Origin of the sequence: Nitrosomonas sp. (assembly GCF_024282095.1) — a bacterium.
GTDB lineage: Bacteria > Pseudomonadota > Gammaproteobacteria > Burkholderiales > Nitrosomonadaceae > Nitrosomonas.
Map to the genome: position 1 here is coordinate 14358 of NZ_JAMWZS010000026.1, position 22268 is coordinate 36625.

Consider the following 22268-nt stretch of genomic DNA (forward strand, 5'->3'; position numbering starts at 1 on the left):
CCGTGCAGGATTCCAAAAAAATCGCAAGCGCCGCTGCGCGGCGCTATCAATGCACAGCAAATCAGCGCTTCAGCGTTCAGCGCGCCGGTTATCTGCTATTCGATGGGGACTCACATAACACCCGGAAGCCGATACTGCCGCTGCGATAGTTCGGAAGGTACCCGCGGTAGCGTGTCAACGAGTGCGCGAAGTGCGGACTTTCGCCCCAGCAACCACCGCGCAACACGCGGGCCCTGCCATCTATATTTATAGCAATATCTTGAAGTAGCTCATAATGATTCAAACACCATTCCCAAGAGTTGCCAGCCATATCGTCAACACCGAAATGGCTGCGGCCCAATGGGTACATGCCTACCGCAACGGTACGCCCAATCCCGGCTTCTTGTTGATTGGCCCGTGCGGGATTCCATTCACCCCCCGGCCACGGATAATCCTGCTGCGTGGCAGCAACGGCTGCCCATTGCCATTCCCATTCGGCGGGTAATCGAATATCCAGCTTGGATTTTGCGCTGAGCCAGCGGCAAAATACTACCGCATCGTACCAGGAAACGTTGACCACCGGATAATCAGCAAAAGACCACAGCAATGGACCAGGTTTTTTTTCCTTTTGCAAATCCCGCCACCATGCCTCGTTGCGATAACCATCCTCGGCATCGGCAAAAGCGCGATATTGAATCCAGGTGATTGGGTAGCAGGCGATACGAAAACGGGGCATCTGGAAATGATCTCCTGTTTCCAGCGTGACTTCCCCGGCCGGTATATCAATCCAAGCGATGTCCGGTAAACCGTGTTGATCCAAACCGACGCCGTGGCGTGGGTCGCCAAATTGGTTGAGGCGCAAGCCGTTTTCTTCGCGCCGCTGGTGCGGCGTCTCATCGGTGTTGAGTTCTTCTAGCAGCGCCAGCGGTTCCGGGTGCAGAAATTGGCGCAGCGGTTCTTCCAATTGCATTTCGAGCTGTTGCCACAGCGTAATCATCGGATCGCTGAAATCGGGGCCGCATGCCGGTACAGCCATTTGATTCAGTTTGGCCAGCGCTGCAATGACCGGTCTTTGCCGCTCCCATCCCCATTTCAGCACCGACTGGCGTTGCTGCCGCGACCAGTCGCGCGCCGCCTGCTCGGCCTGGCGGCGCAATGCAAGATCGTTGGCATAACGGGCATACCATTCCTGAAAACGTTTCCAATGGCTGAATACCGCTTCGTGCCCGACCTCGTAGATCACCGGCGAATCGCTGCTATCTTGCCTGCTGACCAGAATGCGCTGATCGACTAAATATTTGGCCAACAGCAATGCGGGCTCAGACAGTTCGTGCTGTGCGGCACGGCGGCGCACGACCGTCAGCGCTTCGTTCTTATCGCTGCTTTGCTGTTCCACGCTGGCGATGTTCAGAAATAAGCCTGAAAAAACCTTGTCGTCCAATGGGATGATTTCTTGTGCACGGGCCACCGCCTTTTCAGCCAAGCCTTCGATGGCACCAGCAACACCGCCGATGGCGGTGTAGGCGTCTTCGGTGAGTTCGTTGCCGCGCCTTTGCTGATACAACTGCGCCAGCGTGAATTCCGCCAACGCCAATGCGCCGGGTGCGGTGCCGGTGTCATCCAAAATGCGTTGCACCAAGTGCCGTGCAATCGTGAGACCGGCTGCTTTGGCAGGCTCGACGATCATTTTCTCCAATGCTGCTTGGCCCGGAATACCCAGCGGAAAATGCCCGTTGCGTAGCAGTGTAATACTGTCTTCATCTTGCGGCCATTGGTTGTAGAAATCGGAACGCATGGCAATGACTACGCGCACTAATGGACTCCTTACGGCGGCTTGGAGCAATGCAAAAAATGCGCTACGCGTAGCCGCATCGACTTTTGCTGCAAACAATTCCTCGAACTGATCGGCAAACAACAGTAATTGCGCATTCGCACCCTGCGTTCTCAGCGCGTTTTCGGCCAGGACAGCCATGTCAGCCGGGCGGTTGCGTAACTTCCCTGCAAGCTCCTGAACATGCCAACCTTGTGTTGGAAACGCCCTATCCAATGCATCCGCCAGCTGACAGAATGGATCGTCACTCGTCCGGCGCGGGCTAAAGCTGACCGGAAACCAGCGCACACCGCCGCTAACGGCGGTGGTGGTGAGAACAGGAATCAAACCTGCATAAACCAACGACGACTTGCCTGAACCGGAAGACCCAATCACGGCAAGAAAGCGCTCGCTGCGGACCAACAGGCGCTCAATCAGCGCTTCGATCTCGGCATCACGCCCGAAGAATCGATCCGCTTCGCTCGTCAGAAAAGCACGCAATCCCGGATAGGGATCGCCCACGATGCGCTTCGGCGAGGGCTGAGTCTGTCGCTGGGAGTAGTGTAGATACGCTTTCAGAACATGCGCCTTTAAATCTTCCGGTGTTTTGAAAACGGCTGCACGGCTGGCAATGCGCTGTCTGAAAGCAACGATCAATTCCGGCGGATTTTCATTGGTGACCGCATCGTAAAATGTGCCTTTGATTTCATGATCGTCCTTGATGAAAATCAAAGTCGGTAATGCACACTCTTCTGCACGACGGAATTCTTGCTCAGTGATGGATAGAGAATCTCCTTGGGGAATATGGCCATAGCGCCGTCCGATGATGCCAATATACAAATCACACTCAGCCACATCACTCAAGCAACTCTCTCGCACACTGCGTTCGTCGGCGGTGTAACTTTCAACCACGATGCATTCGCCACCCAATGCGTCTTTGACAGCTTGCCGTTCTGGTAAAAGGTCACTCAAGGTTGACGAAAGATAGACTTTCATGGCGAACTCATCGGTAGAAAATTAAGGTGCTGACTTAATCAAAGCCTCACTAGGCTATTCGCAACGTGGGACAAATTCCGCAGTCGCGCCATCCATTCCAGCGGTATCGAATTGGAACTACTGCATTGCGAAGTATGCGCGGCCATGATGGCGCCAAGCATGATGGCACGGCCGCAACTATCACCGCCGATGCGGATATTTTCTTCGATCGCGGTGCGATAATCGGGTGCGTGCTGTGCGATATGCACGATGATCGGCAGGCCTTCCAGCACGTGGCAGGCTGAACCGAAGCGTTTAGCAATTGCGGCGCTGTCGAGCGTAGAGGATTGCATGGCTTCTTCCACCAGCGGTTTTAATTTTTCGTCCGCGTGCGGGAGTGCAGCAGTGAGCGCTTGGATAATGGATTTTCCGTTCAACACTTTAAACAAAACACAACCTGCATACTGCGCCGCTGCAACTGCGGTGTCATTATTGTTGGTGATACGCACAATGCGTTCGATTTCGGTCTTCAGCGCGTCTTGCGGCCCGGCATGCGCCGCTACCACAGCCGGCAGCGTTGCCAGCGCGGCAAACTGATCGTCATCAGCACCCGAGTTTTCCGGAAATTCCTCCGGTTTGAGCGGTAGCAGTGTCTGTAATGTTAGTCGGGTAGGCGAGTCGACATAACCGATGTAAGCGCCGCCTGGGCCGAAATGACTGCGGTATTCCGTCTGGTACGCGACGCGATCAAATTGGCCATGCTGCACCAAATGCCGCAACATCAGCAAGCATAACTCGCCATATCCCGATGAATCGCCCGCTGTTTTGCTGCCATGCGCAAAATAGCCTTTGGTTGCTGCATAATCATGGGCATCCGGTGGTAGAAAAACCAGCCCTTTGGTTGTCTCGATCTGTGCAATGCGTGCGGGGTCATACAGCCAGTGCAGTCCCAATGCAGCGGAATCCGCGATCAGTGCGCCTAAAACAGCCACCACTCGGGGTTCTAATTGAATACCTGAATTCATCGTGTTTTCGGTGTTATTTAATTTCAACGGCATCGGGTATTCTGCGCGCTTCTTCTGCAAGCATGACGGGAATACCGTCTTTGATCGTAAAAGCCAGTCGATCCGGCTTGCAGATCAATTCCTTGTCGTCTTTTTTGTAAATGAGGGGCCCTTTACACAAGGGGCAAACCAGAATATCCAACAATCGTGCATCCATAAAATTTTCCTTGTTCAATCCAATTAACGTTGATGAGCCATAGCAGCCTATCTACAGCTTGCCGAGAATATCATCCAACTGATCCAGACTGGTATAGTGAATCACAATATTACCCTGGCCGTTTTTCTTCGGCTTGATGGCAACCTGTGCGCCGAGCCGCTCCGACACATCTTCCTGTAATCGCATTAAATCTCTGTCGGGTTTTTTTACCTTTTTGGGCACTGGGTGTTCGATCTGGTTGACGAGTTTTTCCGTCTCGCGTACCGAAAGCTGCCTTTGCACGATCACGTTGGCAATTTTAATTTGCTGTGCAGGCACCAGTGACAGCAGGGCACGGCCATGTCCCATATCAATTTTACCTTGCATCATCAAATCCTGCACCGGCGCAGACAAATTGAGCAGGCGCAGCAAATTGGAAATGGTGCTGCGCGAATTGCCCAGCGCTTCTCCTGCGGTTTGGTGCGTCATGCCAAATTCATTGATCAGACGCTGAATGCCCATGGCTTCTTCGAGCGGATTCAGATTTTCACGCTGGATATTTTCAATCAGCGACATGGCGAGCGCCGATTCATCGGCGACTTTGCGTATCAGCGCCGGTACTTCGGCAAGTCCAGCCAGTTGGGCCGCGCGCCATCTGCGTTCACCGGCGATGATTTCGTACTGATCCGCATTGATGGGTCGCACCAGAATCGGTTGCATGACGCCTTGCGCTTTGATGGATTCCGCCAGCTCCGCTAACGCTACCTGATCCATATTGGTTCTGGGCTGGTATTTACCGGGCTGCAACCTGGAGATTTCAAGGTTTTGCAACGACTCTTCCGCAATAGCGGCGCTGTCATCGCCCGACAATAACGCATCCAAGCCTCTTCCCAGTCCTTTTTGTTTTACCATCGTGTCGGTTCCTTAATTTTACGTATCCAGGCCATTGATAAATCAGGCATTCAGTATTTCTCTGGCAAGCTCAAGATAAGCTTGCGCGCCTTTTGATTGCTCATCATGATACAGAACCGGCAGGCCGAAGCCGGGCGCCTCCGCCAGGCGTACATTGCGTGGAATCACGGTGCGATAGACTTTGTCGCCAAAGTGTTTCTGCAATTGCTCAGAAACCTGCTGCGCCAGGATGCTGCGCGGATCAAACATGGTGCGCAGCAAGCCTTCAATCCTCAGCACAGGATTAAAATTAGTACGCACGCGCTTAATGGTGTTGACCAGATCGCTCAAGCCCTCCAGTGCATAATATTCGCATTGCATCGGGATCATCACTGCATGCGCTGCGCATAAGCCGTTGAGTGTCAAGAGATTTAATGCGGGCGGACAATCGATCAGAATATAATCGTAGTCGTGCTCGATTGCTTCGAGTGCGGATTTCAGGCGCGTTTCCCGCTGCGAAAAATCAACCATTTCCACTTCGGCACCGGCCAGATCCCGGTTGGCAGGAATCAAATCATACTTGCCCTGTGTGCTGGTTACGCGCGTTGCCTGGATCGCCGCATCGCCCAGCAAAACATGATACACCGTGGTTTTAACGGTTTGTTTGTTGGTGCCGCTGCCCATCGTGGCGTTGGCTTGCGGATCAAGATCGACCAATAACACGCGTTTTCCAGATACCGCCAAGCTTGCGGCCAAGTTGACGCTGGTTGTGGTTTTACCAACCCCGCCTTTTTGATTGGTGATGGCTAGAATTTTGGTCACGTTAGCTACTCCTAAATTCGTTGAGTCGAATCTAAGGAAACTTTGAATAATTCACATTTGTCATCCCGAACGTAGTGAGGAATCTTTATAAATGGCAGCATAGATTTCTCGCTGTGCTCAAAATGACAGTTATTCATAGGCTTCCCGAGCCGGTTTTAATAATAATCAATTGCCTGGCCGCATCAAGTCCAGGCACATTCAGGTTTACGATCTTTTCAATTACAAAGGGATCACGCACCTGTTTTAGCTCTTTCTCCGAACAATCCGCTTTCATCGCAACCCAGCGGCAATCGGTATTTTCTTTCGTACCCCACTGCCGGGTTAGCGCCATGAATTCACCCAACTCGGAAAAGGCGCGCGTAATAACGGTATCCACTGTTTTATCCACGCGGATATCCTCAATACGCTGCGCCATGACATCAACGTTGTGCAGCGCCAATTCAATTTTGACCTGCTGTAAAAACGCCGCTTTTTTCTGATTGCTTTCAACCAACGACACTTGCCAATCCGGCCTTGCCAACGCAATCGGAATACCCGGCAACCCCGCGCCACTGCCGACATCGATGATGTGCGAACCGTCAATATGAGGCAGCACGGCCAGACTGTCCATGACATGCTGATAGAGCATGTCGCGTGGATTGCGGATGGCGGTTAAGTTATGGATTTTGTTCCATTTCTGGATGAGCAATACATAGCGCTCAATCAATCCGGGAAGCAGTTTTTCCTGCGCGCCAAAATCATAATCCAGCGCTTTTAAGCCTTGCGTAATCTCTTGTAGCAGACTCATGCGCGCTGTTGATTGTCATTCACCCCAAACCCGCGCTTCAAATGCACCAGCAATAGTGAAATGGCAGCCGGCGTCACGCCGGAAATCCTGGATGCCTGACCGATGGTTTCCGGTTTGTGCTGATTGAGTTTTTGCTGCACTTCATTGGATAACCCTTTCACCACGCCATAATCGATATCCTTAGGCAACAAGGTATTTTCATATTGCGACTGGCGCGACACTTCTTCCTGCTGGCGTTGAATGTAGCCGTGATACTTCGCCTGTATTTCAACTTGTTCAGCCACTTGCACATGGGCTACCGGTGTGCCTGCGCCGGGTAATGTCATCAGTGTGGCATACGTGACATCAGGGCGACGCAGCAACTCGGTTAGCGTATATTCCCGCTCGATGCCTTTACCCAACACGCGAACGGCTTCATTTTCCGGCAAAGTGTTCGGAAACAATCGCACTGAATCGAGTCGTCGCTGTTCTTTCTCGATGGCTTCCTGCTTCGCGGTGAAAGCAGCCCAGCGTTGATCATCGATCAAACCAAGCCTTCTGCCGATTGCGGTCAAGCGCAAATCGGCGTTGTCTTCACGCAATTGCAAGCGATATTCCGCGCGGCTTGTAAACATGCGGTACGGTTCGGTCACCCCGGAAGTTACCAGATCATCGACGAGGACGCCCAAATAGGCTTCATTTCTTTGCGGCAACCACGCCTCTTTTTCCTGAATTTTCAGTGCGGCATTGATGCCTGCCAATAAACCTTGTGCGGCGGCTTCTTCGTAACCGGTGGTGCCGTTGATTTGTCCGGCAAAGAACAGATTTTCGACGGTCTTGGTTTCCAGCGAGCGCTTCAAATTGCGCGGATCAAAATAATCATATTCGATGGCGTAGCCGGGCCGTGTGATATGGGCATGCTCAAGACCGGCGATGGAATGGATCAATTTGACCTGCACTTCAAACGACAAGCTGGTCGATATGCCGTTGGGATAGATTTCATGCGTGCCGAGTCCCTCCGGTTCGAGGAAAATCTGATGCGATTCCCGCGCGGAAAAACGCACCACTTTGTCTTCGATCGAAGGACAGTAGCGAGGGCCAACACCTTCAATTTTTCCGGTGTACAACGGTGAATCGACCAAACCATCACGAATAATGTCATGCGTTAACTCGTTGGTGCTGGTAATCCAGCACGAGATTTGCGCAGGATGCGGAACGCCTTCGCCGACGAATGAAAACACCGGAATCGGTTGATCGCCGGGCTGTTCCTGCAATTTGGCGTAATTCATGCTGCGACCGTCGATGCGCGGTGGTGTGCCGGTTTTTAACCGCCCCGCCGGAAATTCCATGTCGCGCAGTCGTTGCGCCAGCGTTATAGATGGCGGATCGCCGGCCCTGCCGGCTTTGAAATTGGTTTTGCCGATATGCGCCAATCCTGCCAGGAAAGTGCCGACGGTCAGTATCACTGCACGTGCGTAGATTCTGATGTTGAGCTGCGTAATGACGCCAACCACCCGATCATTTTCAATAATCAGATCGTCCACACCTTGCTGCATCACCTGTAGATTCGGCTGGTTTTCGATGCGCTTGCGGATGGCTTGCCGATACAGCACCCGATCCGCTTGTGCGCGCGTTGCCCTGACGGCGGGGCCTTTACTGGAATTGAGAACGCGAAACTGAATGCCGGCCTCATCGGTGGCCAATCCCATCGCACCGCCCAATGCATCGATTTCCTTGACCAGATGGCTTTTTCCAATGCCGCCGATCGACGGATTGCACGACATCTGTCCAATCGTTTCGATATTGTGCGTCAACAACAGCGCCTTATGTCCCATACGTGCAGCGGCCAGCGCTGCTTCAGTACCGGCATGCCCGCCACCAACAACAATGATTTCGAATTCTGTATGACTGCCCATAGTGCTTAAGCCTCTGATGTTACTGGAATAACTAAATTTCTTGATGGCAGAGAGGATTCTTGCCAGAGATGTTTCACGTGAAACCTTTTTGCTATCTATATTCGCCAAAAGGTGCAATTGCTAGGTTGCAATTATAGGTGGAGTGGAATAATTAGTGCAAGTTTATGCATTATAACCTTGAATAGCTGTCACTGACTGATGTTTCTAGTACTCCAAATACCAAATGGGGAAAACCAATATACAGCATAGATTCGGTAATGCTGCTTCATTTAGCGCCAAAATTCAAGAATTGGAACTGTCTAAATTAGATAGTTTATAAGTACCTTACGTCACATTTGTTGGTGGTAGAAGATCACCCCTCCAATCTCGATATTCTTGACCTTTTGGTGTAACAGTAATCATATTGGTTGATGCATCACATGTTATTAAGTGATGCATTTGTAATGCATTAATTATTGCTTGACGTTCGTTAGAAGATGGAATTAATGGCAACCAAAATGAATCATAATGAGCCAATGTTGTAGGTTGAGGGAGTCCGATCAGCCAATCTAAAACAACCTGAGTAGTACGCACCAAGAAGTAGTTTAAGTACCATATTCCCAGAGATATGCAGTGGCTATGTGTGCCCTTATTAGCTGTTCAATCGTTTGTTTTTGCTCGGGTGTTAAAGTTGGGGGAATCCCTTGAACTGAAATTTCAGTTTTCTCAGGCAGAGCTTTTTTCTCTTCTTCTGCGATTCTGCTACGTTGCGTAGTAATAACTTCAGTTCCGCCCGGAAGTTTAATTTTTGCTACTCGTAATAAAAGAGCCTTTATGTCTTCAGTAAATCTACAAATAAAAAAGATCGCAATTACAGAGAATAAAGCTGGGGAACTCAGTAGAACTTTGAGATACTCGAGTATCAATTTTGCTATTTCCAAATTCTCTCCGTTGCTCATTGTTAATTAGATTTTTGGGCTGTAGTAGACTAGCTTTGCTGCTAAGCTAATAGCCCTCTAAATTACTTCAGCAAAAACTCCGCCCGATTCCCTTTCTTCTGCTCGTCTTCTTTGGTTTCGTGCGCACCTACTACAAAAACCCGTTCGTCGGGAATCTTGCCGTTTTCGACCAGCCAATTGCGGGCGGCGTTGGCGCGGCGTTCTGCCAGTGCCGCCAGATCATTGTCGTTGACTTGCGTATTGGTCAGTATGAGTTGCTCCATGTCGGCGCTCGGTAGGCTTTTAGCCAAACCTATCGCGTTTTTGGGCTTTTCGAAGGTTTCTTTTTTGTAGGCGACCTCAAGATATTTGCTGTATTCTTCCGGAGTGAGTGTCACGTCCGCTAAGGCGCCGCTGGCGATGCCTTTTTTGGTTTGTTCGGCAAGCTTTTGCGCTTTGACTTTATCCTGCAGCATAGCCACCTTGAGTCCTTCATAATCCTGCGCGGGGTCGATATGGCCGGAAATTTCCAGTTCGAGTGACGGGCGGTCGTTTAATATTTCCGCCAAGGCTTCCAGGCGCTTCGTTGCTTCTGCGTCGATTTCCGCAAAACCGGGCGCAAAAGTAATCTCCGATAATTCTTCCCCTCCTTCTAACACAGAACCCAATAATGCGAACGGCGAAGTGATGGCCTTGGTGATCAGGTTCGTCAGCGCGGTGAAAATGATATCCGACAGACTGAATTGAGGGTCATCAAGCGAGCCTTTGATCGGCAAGTGAATATCAATTTCTCCGCGCCGATTCTTGAGGATTGAAATCGCCAGGCTGAGCGGCAGCGATACTGTATCTTCGCTCTCTATTTTCTCACCCAGCGTAAATTGATCCAAAAATATTTTATTGTTGCCGGATAAAACACCTTTATCGATCTGATAGTTCACATCCGCAGATAATTTTCCTTTCTCTATTTCATAACCGATATATTTCACCGAGTAAGGACTGAATGGCGGCAGGTCAATATTCTTAACCTTTGCAACAAGATCAAGCGAGAGCTCTGAACTGAATGGATCGGTCGTGCCACGGATTTCTAACGGCGCTGTTTTGGCAACCATGCCATGGATATCGATTTTCCCTGGTTTGCCGGGATAAAGCGGACCGATCTGCCCGGCAAGTCCTGTCAAATTGGCGCGATAATTCGGTTTGATGAATTGGTCGCTGAAATTGATGTTGCCTTGCTGCAGGATGATTTTATCGATATGAACAGGCGTATCTTTTTTTGCCTGCGTGGGTTGTTGCGTTGTTGCAGGTGTGGCGCTGGCAACAGTAGCCTGGGGTTCCAAGGGAACATCTTGCCGAACGATTTGCTTGAGATTGAAGCTGCCATCCGGCAGTATCATCATGCGTGCAAAGAAATCGCTCAGACTGACGGTTTTGATAACAACGCGCAGCGGTTCATTGACAAAGTTCAGGTCGCTGATATCCAGTTTTTTCCAGCGCAGCAGATCCTGCGTGCTTTTTGGATCGAATACATTAAAGTTTCCCAGCTTTCCACTGCCATTCACGGCAATTTTCAACGGCTCGCCATGCGCTTTGATCTTGCCATCAAAGGAAATATCACCGCTGGTCAGCAGCGCAGCCAGCTTATCGCCGGCCCAGCCTTGCAACGACACCACATCGACCGAGTCGAGATTCAGCGTTAAATCCGTTGCAAAGGGTGCCCATGCCAACGAACCATCGACTTTGAATTTGCCGCGTTGATTCACTTGCGCTTGTAGCGCCAGATTCAACGGCTTGACGCCGCTGAGGTCAATGCTATCCACGGTCAGATCCAACGGATCGACCACCATCGGCGCAATCTTCGTCAGCGTCAGATCTTCATAGTGCAGCTTAGCTGCTTTGAGTTTTATGCGTTTGATCTGCGTAGTCCAAGGTGCATCCGAGTTGGATGATTTTTCCTTGCTCACGCGTTCGGGTTCGCGCGATTCCGTTGGTTCCGTTTGTTTTTCAGCTGTCTTGATTTCGGCGGCGGAATAGACAGGTTTTCTGGTTGGGAGTGGAATGCGCGCCTGGATTTTAGGCTGGGCTTTAGTTTTGGTCTGGGCTTGGGCTTGGGCTTGCGGTTTAGGTTCAGCGTGTTCACCTGAGGAATTGAACAATCGGGTTAAATCGATTGCGCCGCTGGCATCCCGGCGCAAAGTGGTTTTCAATCGATCCAGTGTAATTTCTCCCAATGCAATCTGCCGGGCTGTCGCATTCACCGCGATCGAGTCGATGTCCAGTTGGGCGAGCGACAAGACAGGTTCTTTTTCACCTGCGCGCGTTAATGCAATTTGATCGATCGCCAGTTTGATTTGTGATGGTTTTTTGCCGGTCAAGTCAACTTGCGTCAGAGCAATCGCTAATTGCTTCAGATGGGCTTGGTATGGTACCTCTACGGCACTGTTTTTGATTGCCAATTGCCGCAATGTGGTGGTGCCGGTCAGGGTAATGTCGGGCGCTTTATCAGGTGCTTGTGTAAAGGTGACCAGCAACTCGCTGTCGTAAAGACCGGATAGCAGCTGAAGACCTTTAGGTAAAGCGGCATACTGATCGATTTCGGTTAAATCAAATTCACTCAGTTTTAATGTCAATGTCGCTTCCTGGCTCTCGGTAAAAGCACGCAGTTTGCCATCCAGTGACAAGGGTGATCCGTTAATTTTTGCGCTGAAGTGCGGCTCTATCCAATTGGTGAGCGCACTATCGAAATTGGCGACAATCGGAATACCCAGATTGATTTCGGTGATTTGATGATCGGCTTTCATATAGCGATCATCAAATTCAAAATGACCACCTTGGATCGTGATATTACTGATGGAGAATTGCGCGCCACCACGATCTGCGTCCTTTTCATCTGCGGGTTGGCTGAATTGCTCTATCAGATCGGAAATATTGAATTGGTTTTCCGCCTCTCGTACCAAGCGTATTTTGGGTTCCACCAAGGAAATTGATGTGATCACCGGTGCACGGTGCTTGAGCGATTCAATGCTGAGATCGACATGCAGTTTGCTAAATGATAAAAGCGTTGTGCTTTTTTCACCAGCGTCAGCTTTTTCATCGATCCGAAACCCCTGTACGATCAGTTCAAGCGTATGCGGTTTGATTTCAATGGACGTCACACTGACAGGGCGCTGCAGCAGCTCCGACAGGCGCATCTCAAGCTGAGATTTTGCATAACCAGGTAGCCAGAAGTAGCTGAGAGCCCCCAACAGGGCAATCAGAGCGACTACTATGCCAAGACTGATACTCAGTCGTTTATATCGGGTAACACGTGGCTGTACGGTCGAAGTCATAGTAGCGCCCTTTTAGTGTCTACAGCAGGTTAGCGGGATGCTAAAACATTTTAATCATATGATACTGGGTAATTAGCCTTGCGACAGGCAGATCGCGCTATTCAGGAGCCACAAAAAGCAATCCACTTAACGGCCTGTTAATAGTGCGAGCCTGCTTTGAGGCCGACCAATTCAACATCAAAAATCAAAGTTGCATTCGGCGGAATAATATTGCCCGCGCCGCGTGCGCCATACGCCATGGAGGGTGGAATGATCAGCGTGCGTTGCCCGCCCACTTTCATGCCAGTGACGCCTTGATCCCAGCCTTTGATCACGCGCCCTGCGCCCAGCATGAATGAGAAATGCTCTTTACGATCAAATGAACTGTCAAATTTCTTGCCTTTTTTATCCGGCGCGTTTTCGTCGTACAGCCAGCCGGTGTAGTGAACATTCACGGTTTTTCCTACCTCGGCCTCTTCTCCGTTGCCTACCTTGGTATCAATTTTTTGAAACTGCGGGCCATCAGCCGCTGCATGTTCTTTGTAGGCGAATGCTGCCTGGGGCAACATGACTAAAGCTAATAAAATGATACTGAAATGAAACAGGTTCTTTATGTTAGACATAGCATCCTCTAGAGAAAAAATTAAAGTCGGTTCATTCTAACAGGCTGCTGAAAAACTATCTGCGTTGCGCCATGGTTTAAAAACAGACTCAAGCGTTTTTCAACGGCCTGTTGCAATCAACTCCAGGATATTATAACCGCTAAGCGCGATTCGTCATCAGTACAATCGGGGCAATGTTTTTCATGAACAGATTGATCGGGAACGCTTAACTATCGATACTGGGCGCGCTCAATCATCAACCGCAACACCTAAGGGAGGTTAAGGTGTTGGGATGGAGCTTTGAAAAACTTAACTGATTCCTTCCGAAATTCCTGACTATATTGTGTGCGGGGTAATTCCATCTTCATCCTCCATTTCGTCTCTTCATGTTATGAAACTTCGAACTCCATGAAAATCAGCATACCTCACACTATTACTCCGCGATTGCCACGTAATTTAGTGCGCCTCAGCGGTACATTCTTACTCCGCTATTTAGAGATGCCATTCAGTGACAGAAAATCCTTACTCACAGGATAATATCCTAGGAGAACCAGGATGAAATTAACCATACGATTACATTGTCTTAATGGTTATCATAGTGAGTAATCACATTTCAAATAGGGAGAAACCATGAGTACTATTTCAGTAGATGATGTTTATGTTGATGAAACTAATGCATCTGCAATTTTTACCGTGCGGTTGGATGTCGCTGATGCCGCGCCGGTGACGGTCAATTACGCCACTTCAGCCAATACCGCCGCGTTTAATTCAGATTACTTGCATACCACAGGCACTTTGACCTTCGCTCCCGGTGAGTTATCTAAAACCGTCAGCGTTTCTATCATCAACAATGCAATAGCCGAGGTAACCGAAAATTTCTTCCTGGTGTTGTCGTCACCCAGTGCCAATGCCACCATCGCCGACAGTTTCGGGCTTGCCACCATTATCGACAATGATGCACCTTCGGGCATACCGGTGGTTTCGATCAATGACTTCGTCGTCGATGAAGCGAGCAAGGAAGCCGCATTTGTCATTACGCTGGATCGGCCTTCCACCAGCGCGGTTACCATGAACTACGCCACGCAGAACGGCACGGCAATTGCCGGTGCGGATTTTGTCGCCAAAACCGGTTCGCTCAGCTTCGCGCCCGGTGAGACCGCCAAAACCGTCAAAGTCACCGTCACCAACGACGCCGCATTTGAAAACGCCGAGGCCTTCAACCTGGCATTGTCCGCCCTTGTCAACGCTACCACGCTCGACGGTGTGGGCACCGCCACTATTTTTGAAAACGATGCGGCACCCGTGGGTAATTCCAGGATTTCCGTCGACGATGTGGTGGTCGATGAATCGCAAACTTACGCCGATTTTCTGGTGCGCCTGGATGCGCCCAATACCGCTGCGGTGACTGTCAATTACGCCACCTCGGCCAATACCGCGGCATTTAATTCGGATTATCTGCATCTCACCGGCAGCCTGATGTTTGCGCCCGGCGAGATGGTTAAAACCGTGCGTGTCAGTTTGCTCGGCGGCACAACCGCTGAGGTTGCTGAGAATCTTTTCCTGGTGTTGTCGTCACCCAGTGCCAATGCCACCATCGCCGACAGTTTCGGGCTTGCCACCATTATCGACAATGATGCACCTTCGGGCATACCGGTGGTTTCGATCAATGACTTCGTCGTCGATGAAGCGAGCAAGGAAGCCGCATTTGTCATTACGCTGGATCGGCCTTCCACCAGCGCGGTTACCATGAACTACGCCACGCAGAACGGCACGGCAATTGCCGGTGCGGATTTTGTCGCCAAAACCGGTTCGCTCAGCTTCGCGCCCGGTGAGACCGCCAAAACCGTCAAAGTCACCGTCACCAACGACGCCGCATTTGAAAACGCCGAGGCCTTCAACTTGGCATTGTCCGCCCTTACCAACGCCACCACGCTCGACGGTGTGGGCACCGCCACTATTTTTGAAAACGATGCGGCACCATGGGTAATTCCCAGGATTTCCGTCAACGATGTGGTGGTCGATGAATCGCCGCAAACTTACGCCGATTTTCTGGTGCGCCTGGATGCGCCCAATACCGCTGCGGTGACTGTCAATTACGCCACCTCGGCCAATACCGCGGCATTTAATTCGGATTATCTGCATCTCACGGCAGCCTGATGTTTGCGCCGGGCGAAGAATGGTTAAAACCATCTGTCAGTTTACTCGGCGGCACAACCGCTGAGGTTGCTGAGAATCTTTCCTGGTGTTGTCGTCACCCAGTGCCAATGCCACCATCGCCGACAGTTTCGGGCTTGCCACCATTATCGACAATGATGCACCTTCGGGCACGCCGGTGGTTTCGATCAATGACTTCGTCGTCGATGAAGCGAGCAAGGAAGCCGCATTTGTCATTACGCTGGATCGGCCTTCCACCAGCGCGGTTACCATGAACTACGCCACGCAGAACGGCACGGCAATTGCCGGTGCGGATTTTGTCGCCAAAACCGGTTCGCTCAGCTTCGCGCCCGGTGAGACCGCCAAAACCGTCAAAGTCACCGTCACCAACGACGCCGCATTTGAAAACGCCGAGGCCTTTAACTTGGCATTGTCCGCCCTTACCAACGCTACCACGCTTGATGGCGTGGGCACCGCCACTATTTTTGAAAACGATGCGGCACCCGTGGGTAATTCCAGGATTTCCGTCGACGACGTGGTGGTCGATGAATCGCAAACTTACGCCGATTTTCTGGTGCGCCTGGATGCGCCCAATACCGCTGCGGTGACTGTCAATTACGCCACCTCGGCCAATACCGCGGCATTTAATCCAGATTATCCGCATTTCACCGGCAGCCTGATGTTTGCGCCCGGCGAGATGGTTAAAACCGTGCGTGTCAGTTTGCTGGGCGGCACAACCGCTGAGGTTGCTGAGAATCTTTTCTGGTGTTGTCGTCACCCAGTGCCAATGCCACCATCGCCGACAGTTTCGGGCTTGCCACCATTATCGACAATGATGCACCTTCGGGCACGCCGGTGGTTTCGATCAATGACTTCGCCGTCGATGAAGCGAGCAAGGAAGCCGCATTTGTCATTACGCTGGATCGGCCTTCCACCAGCGCAGTTACCATGAACTACGCCACGCAGAACGGCACGGCAATTGCCGGTGCGGATTTTGTCGCCAAAACCGGTTCGCTCAGCTTCGCGCCCGGTGAGACCGCCAAAACCGTCAAAGTCACCATCACCAACGACGCCGCATTTGAAAACGCCGAGGCCTTTAACTTGGCATTGTCCGCCCTTACCAACGCTACCACGCTTGATGGCGTGGGCACCGTACTATTTTTGAAAACGATGCGGCACCCGTGGGTAATTCCAGGATTTCCGTCGACGATGTGGTGGTCGATGAATCGCAAACTTACGCCGATTTTCTGGTGCGCCTGGATGCGCCCAATACCGCTGCGGTGACTGTCAATTACGCCACTTCGGCCAATACCGCGGCATTTATTCGGATTATCTGCATCTCACCGGCAGCCTGATGTTTGCGCCCGGCGAGATGGTTAAAACCGTGCGTGTCAGTTTGCTGGGCGGCACAACCGCTGAGGTTGCTGAGAATCTTTTCCTGGTGTTGTCGTCACCCAGTGCCAATGCCACCATCGCCGACAGTTTCGGGCTTGCCACCATTATCGACAATGATGCACCTTCGGGCACGCCGGTGGTTTCGATCAATGACTTCGTCGTCGATGAAGCGAGCAAGGAAGCCGCATTTGTCATTACGCTGGATCGGCCTTCCACCAGCGCGGTTACCATGAACTACGCCACGCAGAACGGCACGGCAATTGCCGGTGCGGATTTTTGTCGCCAAAACCGGTTCGCTGAGCTTCGCGCCCGGTGAGACCGCCAAAACCGTCAAACCCGCCGTCACCAACGATGCCGCATTTGAAAACGCCGAGGCCTTCAACCTGGCATTGTCCGCCCTTACCAACGCCACCACGCTTGATGGCGTGGGCACCGCCACTATTTTTGAAAACGATGCGGCACCCGTGGGTAATTCCAGGATTTCCGTCGACGACGTGGTGGTCGATGAATCGCAAACTTACGCCGATTTTCTGGTGCGCCTGGATGCGCCCAATACCGCTGCGGTGACTGTCAATTACGCCACCTCGGCCAATACCGCGGCATTTAATTCGGATTATCTGCATCTCACCGGCAGCCTGATGTTTGCGCCCGGCGAGATGGTTAAAACCGTGCGTGTCAGTTTGCTCGGCGGCACAACCGCTGAGACCGCTGAGAGTTTTCAGCTTGTCTTGTCCTCACCCAGCGCCAACGCCACGATTGCAGATGGCTCTGCGCTTGCCACTATCATCGATAACGACGCGCCTTCCGGTACGCCGGTGGCATCTATTACAGACGCCATTGTAGACGAGGTTGACCAAACTGCCACCGTCACAGTGATTCTTAACAAACCCAGCACCAGCGGTGTTACGTTTGATGTGGCCGGGCAAAATGTCACAGCTGGCAATAACAGCGATTTCCGCAATTTGCAAATTGGTAAAATTGCATTTGCTCCGGGTGAAACTGCGAAAACAGTCATATTTGGATTACTGAACGATACCCGAGCCGAAGAAGCAGAACTGTTTGATGTGGCATTAACCAATCCTGTCGGGGCTACTTTGGGAGATGCGCGTGCGCATGCCATCATCGCCGGTAACGATAATGCTGCCGTTGCTTCGCCGGTATTGCATGTGGCCAATGTCGCAGCATCGGAAGACAAAGGATACATTGACTTTTTAGTGACGCTGACAGCACCGAGTATCAGTGGCACCAGCATAAACTACAGCACCTCCGCAGGTACTGCTGTCTTTAATTCGGATTATATCCACACCACCGGAACGTTGGCTTTCATTCCCGGTGAAGTATCCAAAACAATCCGGGTTACTTTGATCGATGATGCCGGCGCAGAAGCCTCGCTCGAGAACTTTACCCTCAATTTAAGCGGCGCCGTCAATGCCACCATCGGCACAGCGTCGGCAACTGCGACCATCATTGATAATGAAAGCGCAGCACCAGTGGCACCGATTGCAATCACAGGCACTCCTGGAAACGATATTTTGCAAGGCACTCAGTTCGCTGATGCCATGACAGGCGCTGCTGGCAACGACACTTTTAACGGCGGTGAAGGCAACGACAGCATGGGCGGTGGCGGTGGAAACGATATTTACGTTGTTGAAAATGCTGGCGATACTTATACGGAAGGAGCCGGTGGCGGTAACGATCTGGTGATCAGCTACTTAGCAACGCATACGTTGGGTGCCAATGTTGAAAGGCTGCAACTGGCAGGTACGGCAACCACGGGAATCGGAAATACGTTAAATAATACGGTGATTGGAAATGCCAGAGATAACACCCTCAATGGCGGTTCGGGCAACGATACGCTGGATGGGGTTGCAGGTTCCGATAGTATTTCCGGCGGTACCGGTGCTGATTTCTTCGCATTTAGTACCGCCCTGAATGCGGCTACCAATGTCGATATCGTGACTGACTTCAACGTCACTGATGATACTATCCAATTGGAAAATGCCATTTTTACCCAATTTATAGCAACAGGCGCTATCCCGGCGGACACGTTTGTTTCCGGTGCAGGTGCGGTCGCCCTGGATAGTAATGATTTCCTGATCTACAACACGGTGAATGGTAATCTCTCGTACGATGCCGATGGCAATGGCGCCGGCGCTCAGGTAGTATTTGCAACCCTGACGGGAATACCGGTTCTGACTGCAGCAGATTTTGTAGTTATTTAACTTTACGCCCGTATCCCCGTAACAATTTTGCGGGGATACGGTATGATTGCTGCATCTGCTTAACAGGCTGCTAAAGGGTATCTTCGGGTACCCTTAATTTTTTTAAACGCTTAGCATAAAATACTGCATCTTTAACCTTTAACCGGATGGCTTTTGTAACGAATACTAATGATATGGAAAATAAAGAACCTTCAAACAATAATTCTGCAAAGCGAATTCCTCCCGTAGCGCGCTTTCTTTTTCTCACACGCTGGTTACAGTTGCCTTTATATCTGGGACTGGTGCTGGCGCAATGTGTTTATGTGTTTCATTTCTGGGTTGAATTATCTGATTTGATCGGTGCGGTCATGGGCAATCAAACCGCATTACAGCATATCCTCGATATCGTTACGATTGAAGGCGCAACCAGACCGGCCAAGTTGACTGAAACAACCATTATGCTGGTCGTCCTTGGCTTGATCGATGTGGTGATGATCTCCAATCTGCTGATCATGGTGATTATCGGCGGCTACGAAACTTTCGTTTCACGCATGAATCTGGAGGGACATCCCGATCAACCGGAATGGTTATCGCATGTCAATGCTTCCGTATTGAAAGTGAAACTGGCAACGGCCATTATCGGAATCTCATCCATACATTTGCTGAAAACCTTTATCAACGCCACTGCTTACGACGAAAAAACGCTCATCGCACAAACCGGCATTCACATGGCGTTCTTATTTTCAGCCATTGCCATTGCTTACTGCGACCGCATTATTACCCAGACCAGCCAACAGTCGGGTGAACACTGACCAATATTCGCTTGATCTCAGGCTACAGCCGTTGCATCACTCAATAAGTGCAGTATCCCCTGCAACGCTGTAGCCACCGACAGGCGCCTGATAGTTTCACGATCGCCTTGAAAGCATTGGATCTCCTGCCGCACTGCGCCATCTTTAAGCGCCCAGGCAAAACAAACCATTCCCACGGGTTTTAGCGCAGTACCGCCATCAGGGCCTGCAATACCCGTAATCGACACGCCAATCTGCGCATGGCTCCTGTTAAGCGCTCCGATAACCATTTCCTGTGCGGTTTGTGCCGATACTGCACCATATCGATCCAGTGTAGTTTGCTGAACACCCAGCATTTCACATTTGGACGCGTTGCTATAGGTGATAAAGCCGCGTTCGTACCAAGCCGAGCTGCCTGCCACGGCAGTCACTGCCTGGCCTAGCCAGCCACCTGTGCAGGATTCGGCAGTCACAAGCTTCAACCCACACTGAGCAAGCCGCACTCCCACCTTTGCTGCCAAATCGAAAGAATTTTGATTGATATCAGAAATTTTGTGACTCCAATATTGCGATAATGTCAAAATGACTAAAATAGTATTTTGATTTATTGCTATGCTAATGCTGCGCTAATCTTTAAAAAATGCTTCTTGTATAATTATATTTGAAACCGTCTTTACTTTCTGACGACAGGGATATGCAAGCCGATCATCCAGCAAGAATGCCTTTTATTGATGCATTAAAAGCTGTCTGCTGCTTACTGATAGTCACGCATCATTTAGCAATTTACGGCCCCATGTCGGATATCGCCTATCCACTGATCCCTACTTTAATTGATTGGCTTCGTGAATACGGAAGAATGGCGGTACAAATGTTTTTTGTCATCGCCGGTTTTCTCGTTGCTGCAAAGTTTGCGCCGCAGGGCTTATCACTAGTGGCAACACCAATCAGGCTAATCCATCAGCGTTATCTGAGATTGATCATGCCGTATCTTGCCGCGCTCACATTAGCGATTGGATGTGCCGCGCTGGCCAGAATGTGGATATACCATGAATCGATTCCTGCCGCACCCACTGTATCTCAACTACTGACACATATTTTTTTACTGCACGATCTGTTGAATCAGGACGTTCTATCGGCAGGCATCTGGTACGTTGCGATTGATTTTCAATTATTTGTACTGACGATTTTGTTGCTATGGATTTCCAATCAAGTTCAGCATCAATACCCAAGTCTATACATGCTAAGTCTGATTTTAATCATCAGTCTGACAGCGGCTTCTTTATTCTTTTTTAATCGAGATAGTTACTGGGATGAGACGGCTTTATATTTTTTCGGCGCTTATGGTCTTGGTATTCTGATTTATTGGGCTTCTGTCAGTAAACATCAGGTTCTCTGGTTTACTGTGCTGATCGCATTGATTCTTGCAGCACTAGCCATAGATTTCCGCTCCCGCATCGCCGTAGCGGGCAGTGTCATGGTGATACTGGGATTGGCGCGATATTATGGGATCTTGGGAAGCAACTATATACCAGGTTATCTGACTTATGTCGGACGCGCATCCTATTCCATATTCCTGGTGCATTTTCCCATATCGCTGGTTGTCAACGCTGCATTCTTCAAATTTTTACCACACCAACCAGTCATCCAGCTATTCGGTCTGCTTGTGGCAATCGGTGCCAGTATTGCTGCCGGTATTCTGCTATTCAATTGGCTTGAAGCTCGTCCGGTAACCAATCGCACACGCATGCTACTGCCCACAGGATTTATCGCATGTGGCCTATTGATCATGCTTGGAAATAATTAGAAGCAATAGTTTATTGAACAAAATTCGGTGTCACTTAGCTTCAGCAACAATATATTCATGCCGTTTGAAAGATTTCATTACCATCCAACAAGGAATTATCCTATGAAATACTTTTTACTGGCAGCATTAATTTCATTCGCTGCAACACCCGCATTAGCCAATGATCTGGGAATTTCAATCAATATTGGTCAGCCTGGTTTTTATGGTCAGATTAACTTGGGTAATCAATATCCCCGACCGCAATTGATTTATCCCAACCCTGTCCTGGCCATGTCGCCCGCTGTCGCCGTTCAGCAGCAGCCGATTTACCTCTATGTACCACCAGGTCATGCCAAGAAATGGAGTAAGCACTGTCATCGCTATAACGCTTGCAACCAGCCTGTCTACTTTATCCAGGAGAATTGGTACAACGATGTCTATGTACCGCAATACCGCAGTCAGAGCAATTACTCCGGCGATCATTATGATTCGGGGCGGCGGCACGATGGCGATGATGATTCACGCAATCATTCGCAACGATATGGAGAATCGCGTCGGGATTCCCATGAAAACCATCAAGGCAGACGCGACGACCGCGACAACCAAGGGCGTGGCAATGACAAGCACCGAGGTAAGCGTGATCACGGAGATAATGACAGAAAAGAACAGGATCGGGGTAATCGAAGAGATTAATGCAGCGATGCTAAAATAATCAGTCTAAGTGGTAAAGCGGGTATGTTGGCAGGCTATACGCCGTCCCG

At 50.5% G+C, this 22268-nt stretch carries 19 protein-coding genes; 8 read left to right on the forward strand and 11 right to left on the reverse strand.

Features of this window, described 5'->3' with window-relative positions:
* Positions 1–88: 88 nt before the first annotated feature.
* The 10 genes from Q0K92_RS08740 to Q0K92_RS08785 all read right to left on the reverse strand — a co-directional run bounded on the left by Q0K92_RS08740 (position 89) and on the right by Q0K92_RS08785 (position 13204).
* Positions 89–2785 (reverse strand): SUMF1/EgtB/PvdO family nonheme iron enzyme, encoded by a 2697-nt coding sequence (locus tag Q0K92_RS08740; RefSeq protein WP_297325424.1) that lies wholly within the window; start codon positions 2783–2785, stop codon positions 89–91.
* Between the two features lie 38 nt (positions 2786–2823).
* A complete protein-coding gene (locus Q0K92_RS08745; RefSeq protein WP_297325425.1) occupies positions 2824–3789 on the reverse strand; it encodes an ADP-ribosylglycohydrolase family protein in 966 nt (321 codons plus the stop codon).
* A 13-nt stretch (positions 3790–3802) separates the two neighbouring features.
* Positions 3803–3985 carry a Trm112 family protein gene (locus Q0K92_RS08750; protein WP_297325426.1) on the reverse strand — a complete coding sequence of 61 codons (183 nt, stop codon included), beginning with the start codon at positions 3983–3985 and terminating at the stop codon, positions 3803–3805.
* Positions 3986–4036: 51 nt separating this feature from the next.
* Entirely contained in the window at positions 4037–4876 is an 840-nt protein-coding gene (locus tag Q0K92_RS08755; protein ID WP_297325427.1) for a ParB/RepB/Spo0J family partition protein, read from the reverse strand.
* A gap of 42 nt (positions 4877–4918) precedes the next feature.
* The gene (locus Q0K92_RS08760) at positions 4919–5677 is read right to left on the reverse strand and encodes a ParA family protein (protein ID WP_297325428.1); all 759 of its coding nucleotides are present in this window, start codon (positions 5675–5677) and stop codon (positions 4919–4921) included.
* Positions 5678–5810: 133 nt separating this feature from the next.
* Positions 5811–6464, reverse strand: coding sequence for a 16S rRNA (guanine(527)-N(7))-methyltransferase RsmG (gene rsmG, locus Q0K92_RS08765; protein ID WP_297325429.1), 654 nt, complete (start codon positions 6462–6464; stop codon positions 5811–5813).
* Positions 6461–8359 carry a tRNA uridine-5-carboxymethylaminomethyl(34) synthesis enzyme MnmG gene (gene mnmG / locus Q0K92_RS08770; protein WP_297325430.1) on the reverse strand — a complete coding sequence of 633 codons (1899 nt, stop codon included), beginning with the start codon at positions 8357–8359 and terminating at the stop codon, positions 6461–6463. Before mnmG ends, rsmG begins: the two co-directional genes overlap by 4 nt.
* Before the next feature lie 584 nt (positions 8360–8943).
* Positions 8944–9297, reverse strand: coding sequence for a hypothetical protein (locus Q0K92_RS08775; RefSeq protein ID WP_297325431.1), 354 nt, complete (start codon positions 9295–9297; stop codon positions 8944–8946).
* A 62-nt stretch (positions 9298–9359) separates the two neighbouring features.
* On the reverse strand, positions 9360–12602 hold the full coding sequence (locus Q0K92_RS08780; protein ID WP_297325432.1) for a DUF748 domain-containing protein: 3243 nt from the start codon (positions 12600–12602) through the stop codon (positions 9360–9362).
* A gap of 137 nt (positions 12603–12739) precedes the next feature.
* Positions 12740–13204 (reverse strand): FKBP-type peptidyl-prolyl cis-trans isomerase, encoded by a 465-nt coding sequence (locus Q0K92_RS08785; RefSeq protein WP_297325433.1) that lies wholly within the window; start codon positions 13202–13204, stop codon positions 12740–12742.
* 609 nt (positions 13205–13813) lie between these two features.
* On the opposite strand from Q0K92_RS08785, the gene Q0K92_RS08790 reads away from it, so the two are divergent.
* The 6 genes from Q0K92_RS08790 (at position 13814) to Q0K92_RS08815 (ending at position 19745) form a co-directional block, all read left to right on the forward strand.
* Complete coding sequence (locus Q0K92_RS08790) at positions 13814–15340, forward strand: Calx-beta domain-containing protein (protein ID WP_297325434.1); 1527 nt, start codon at positions 13814–13816, stop codon at positions 15338–15340.
* Between the two features lie 85 nt (positions 15341–15425).
* Positions 15426–16289 carry a Calx-beta domain-containing protein gene (locus tag Q0K92_RS08795; RefSeq protein WP_297325435.1) on the forward strand — a complete coding sequence of 288 codons (864 nt, stop codon included), beginning with the start codon at positions 15426–15428 and terminating at the stop codon, positions 16287–16289.
* On the forward strand, positions 16193–16621 hold the full coding sequence (locus tag Q0K92_RS08800; RefSeq protein ID WP_297325445.1) for a Calx-beta domain-containing protein: 429 nt from the start codon (positions 16193–16195) through the stop codon (positions 16619–16621). Before Q0K92_RS08795 ends, Q0K92_RS08800 begins: the two co-directional genes overlap by 97 nt.
* 49 nt (positions 16622–16670) lie before the next feature.
* Positions 16671–17048, forward strand: coding sequence for a Calx-beta domain-containing protein (locus Q0K92_RS08805; protein ID WP_297325446.1), 378 nt, complete (start codon positions 16671–16673; stop codon positions 17046–17048).
* Positions 16999–18954 (forward strand): Calx-beta domain-containing protein, encoded by a 1956-nt coding sequence (locus Q0K92_RS08810; RefSeq protein WP_297325447.1) that lies wholly within the window; start codon positions 16999–17001, stop codon positions 18952–18954. The genes Q0K92_RS08805 and Q0K92_RS08810 overlap by 50 nt, the downstream gene beginning before the upstream one ends.
* 173 nt (positions 18955–19127) lie before the next feature.
* Positions 19128–19745: a YqhA family protein gene (locus Q0K92_RS08815; RefSeq protein WP_297325436.1), complete on the forward strand. Its 618-nt coding sequence runs from the start codon at positions 19128–19130 to the stop codon at positions 19743–19745.
* Between the two features lie 17 nt (positions 19746–19762).
* On the opposite strand, the gene Q0K92_RS08820 is transcribed toward Q0K92_RS08815, so the two are convergent.
* On the reverse strand, positions 19763–20266 hold the full coding sequence (locus Q0K92_RS08820; protein WP_297325448.1) for a nicotinamide-nucleotide amidohydrolase family protein: 504 nt from the start codon (positions 20264–20266) through the stop codon (positions 19763–19765).
* Between the two features lie 152 nt (positions 20267–20418).
* Here Q0K92_RS08820 and Q0K92_RS08825 point away from each other — a divergent pair, with 152 nt between their 5' ends.
* Together Q0K92_RS08825 and Q0K92_RS08830 are read left to right on the forward strand one after the other, a co-directional pair.
* Positions 20419–21528 carry an acyltransferase gene (locus Q0K92_RS08825; protein WP_297325437.1) on the forward strand — a complete coding sequence of 370 codons (1110 nt, stop codon included), beginning with the start codon at positions 20419–20421 and terminating at the stop codon, positions 21526–21528.
* Between the two features lie 102 nt (positions 21529–21630).
* Complete coding sequence (locus Q0K92_RS08830) at positions 21631–22200, forward strand: hypothetical protein (RefSeq protein WP_297325438.1); 570 nt, start codon at positions 21631–21633, stop codon at positions 22198–22200.
* Positions 22201–22268: the final 68 nt, after the last annotated feature.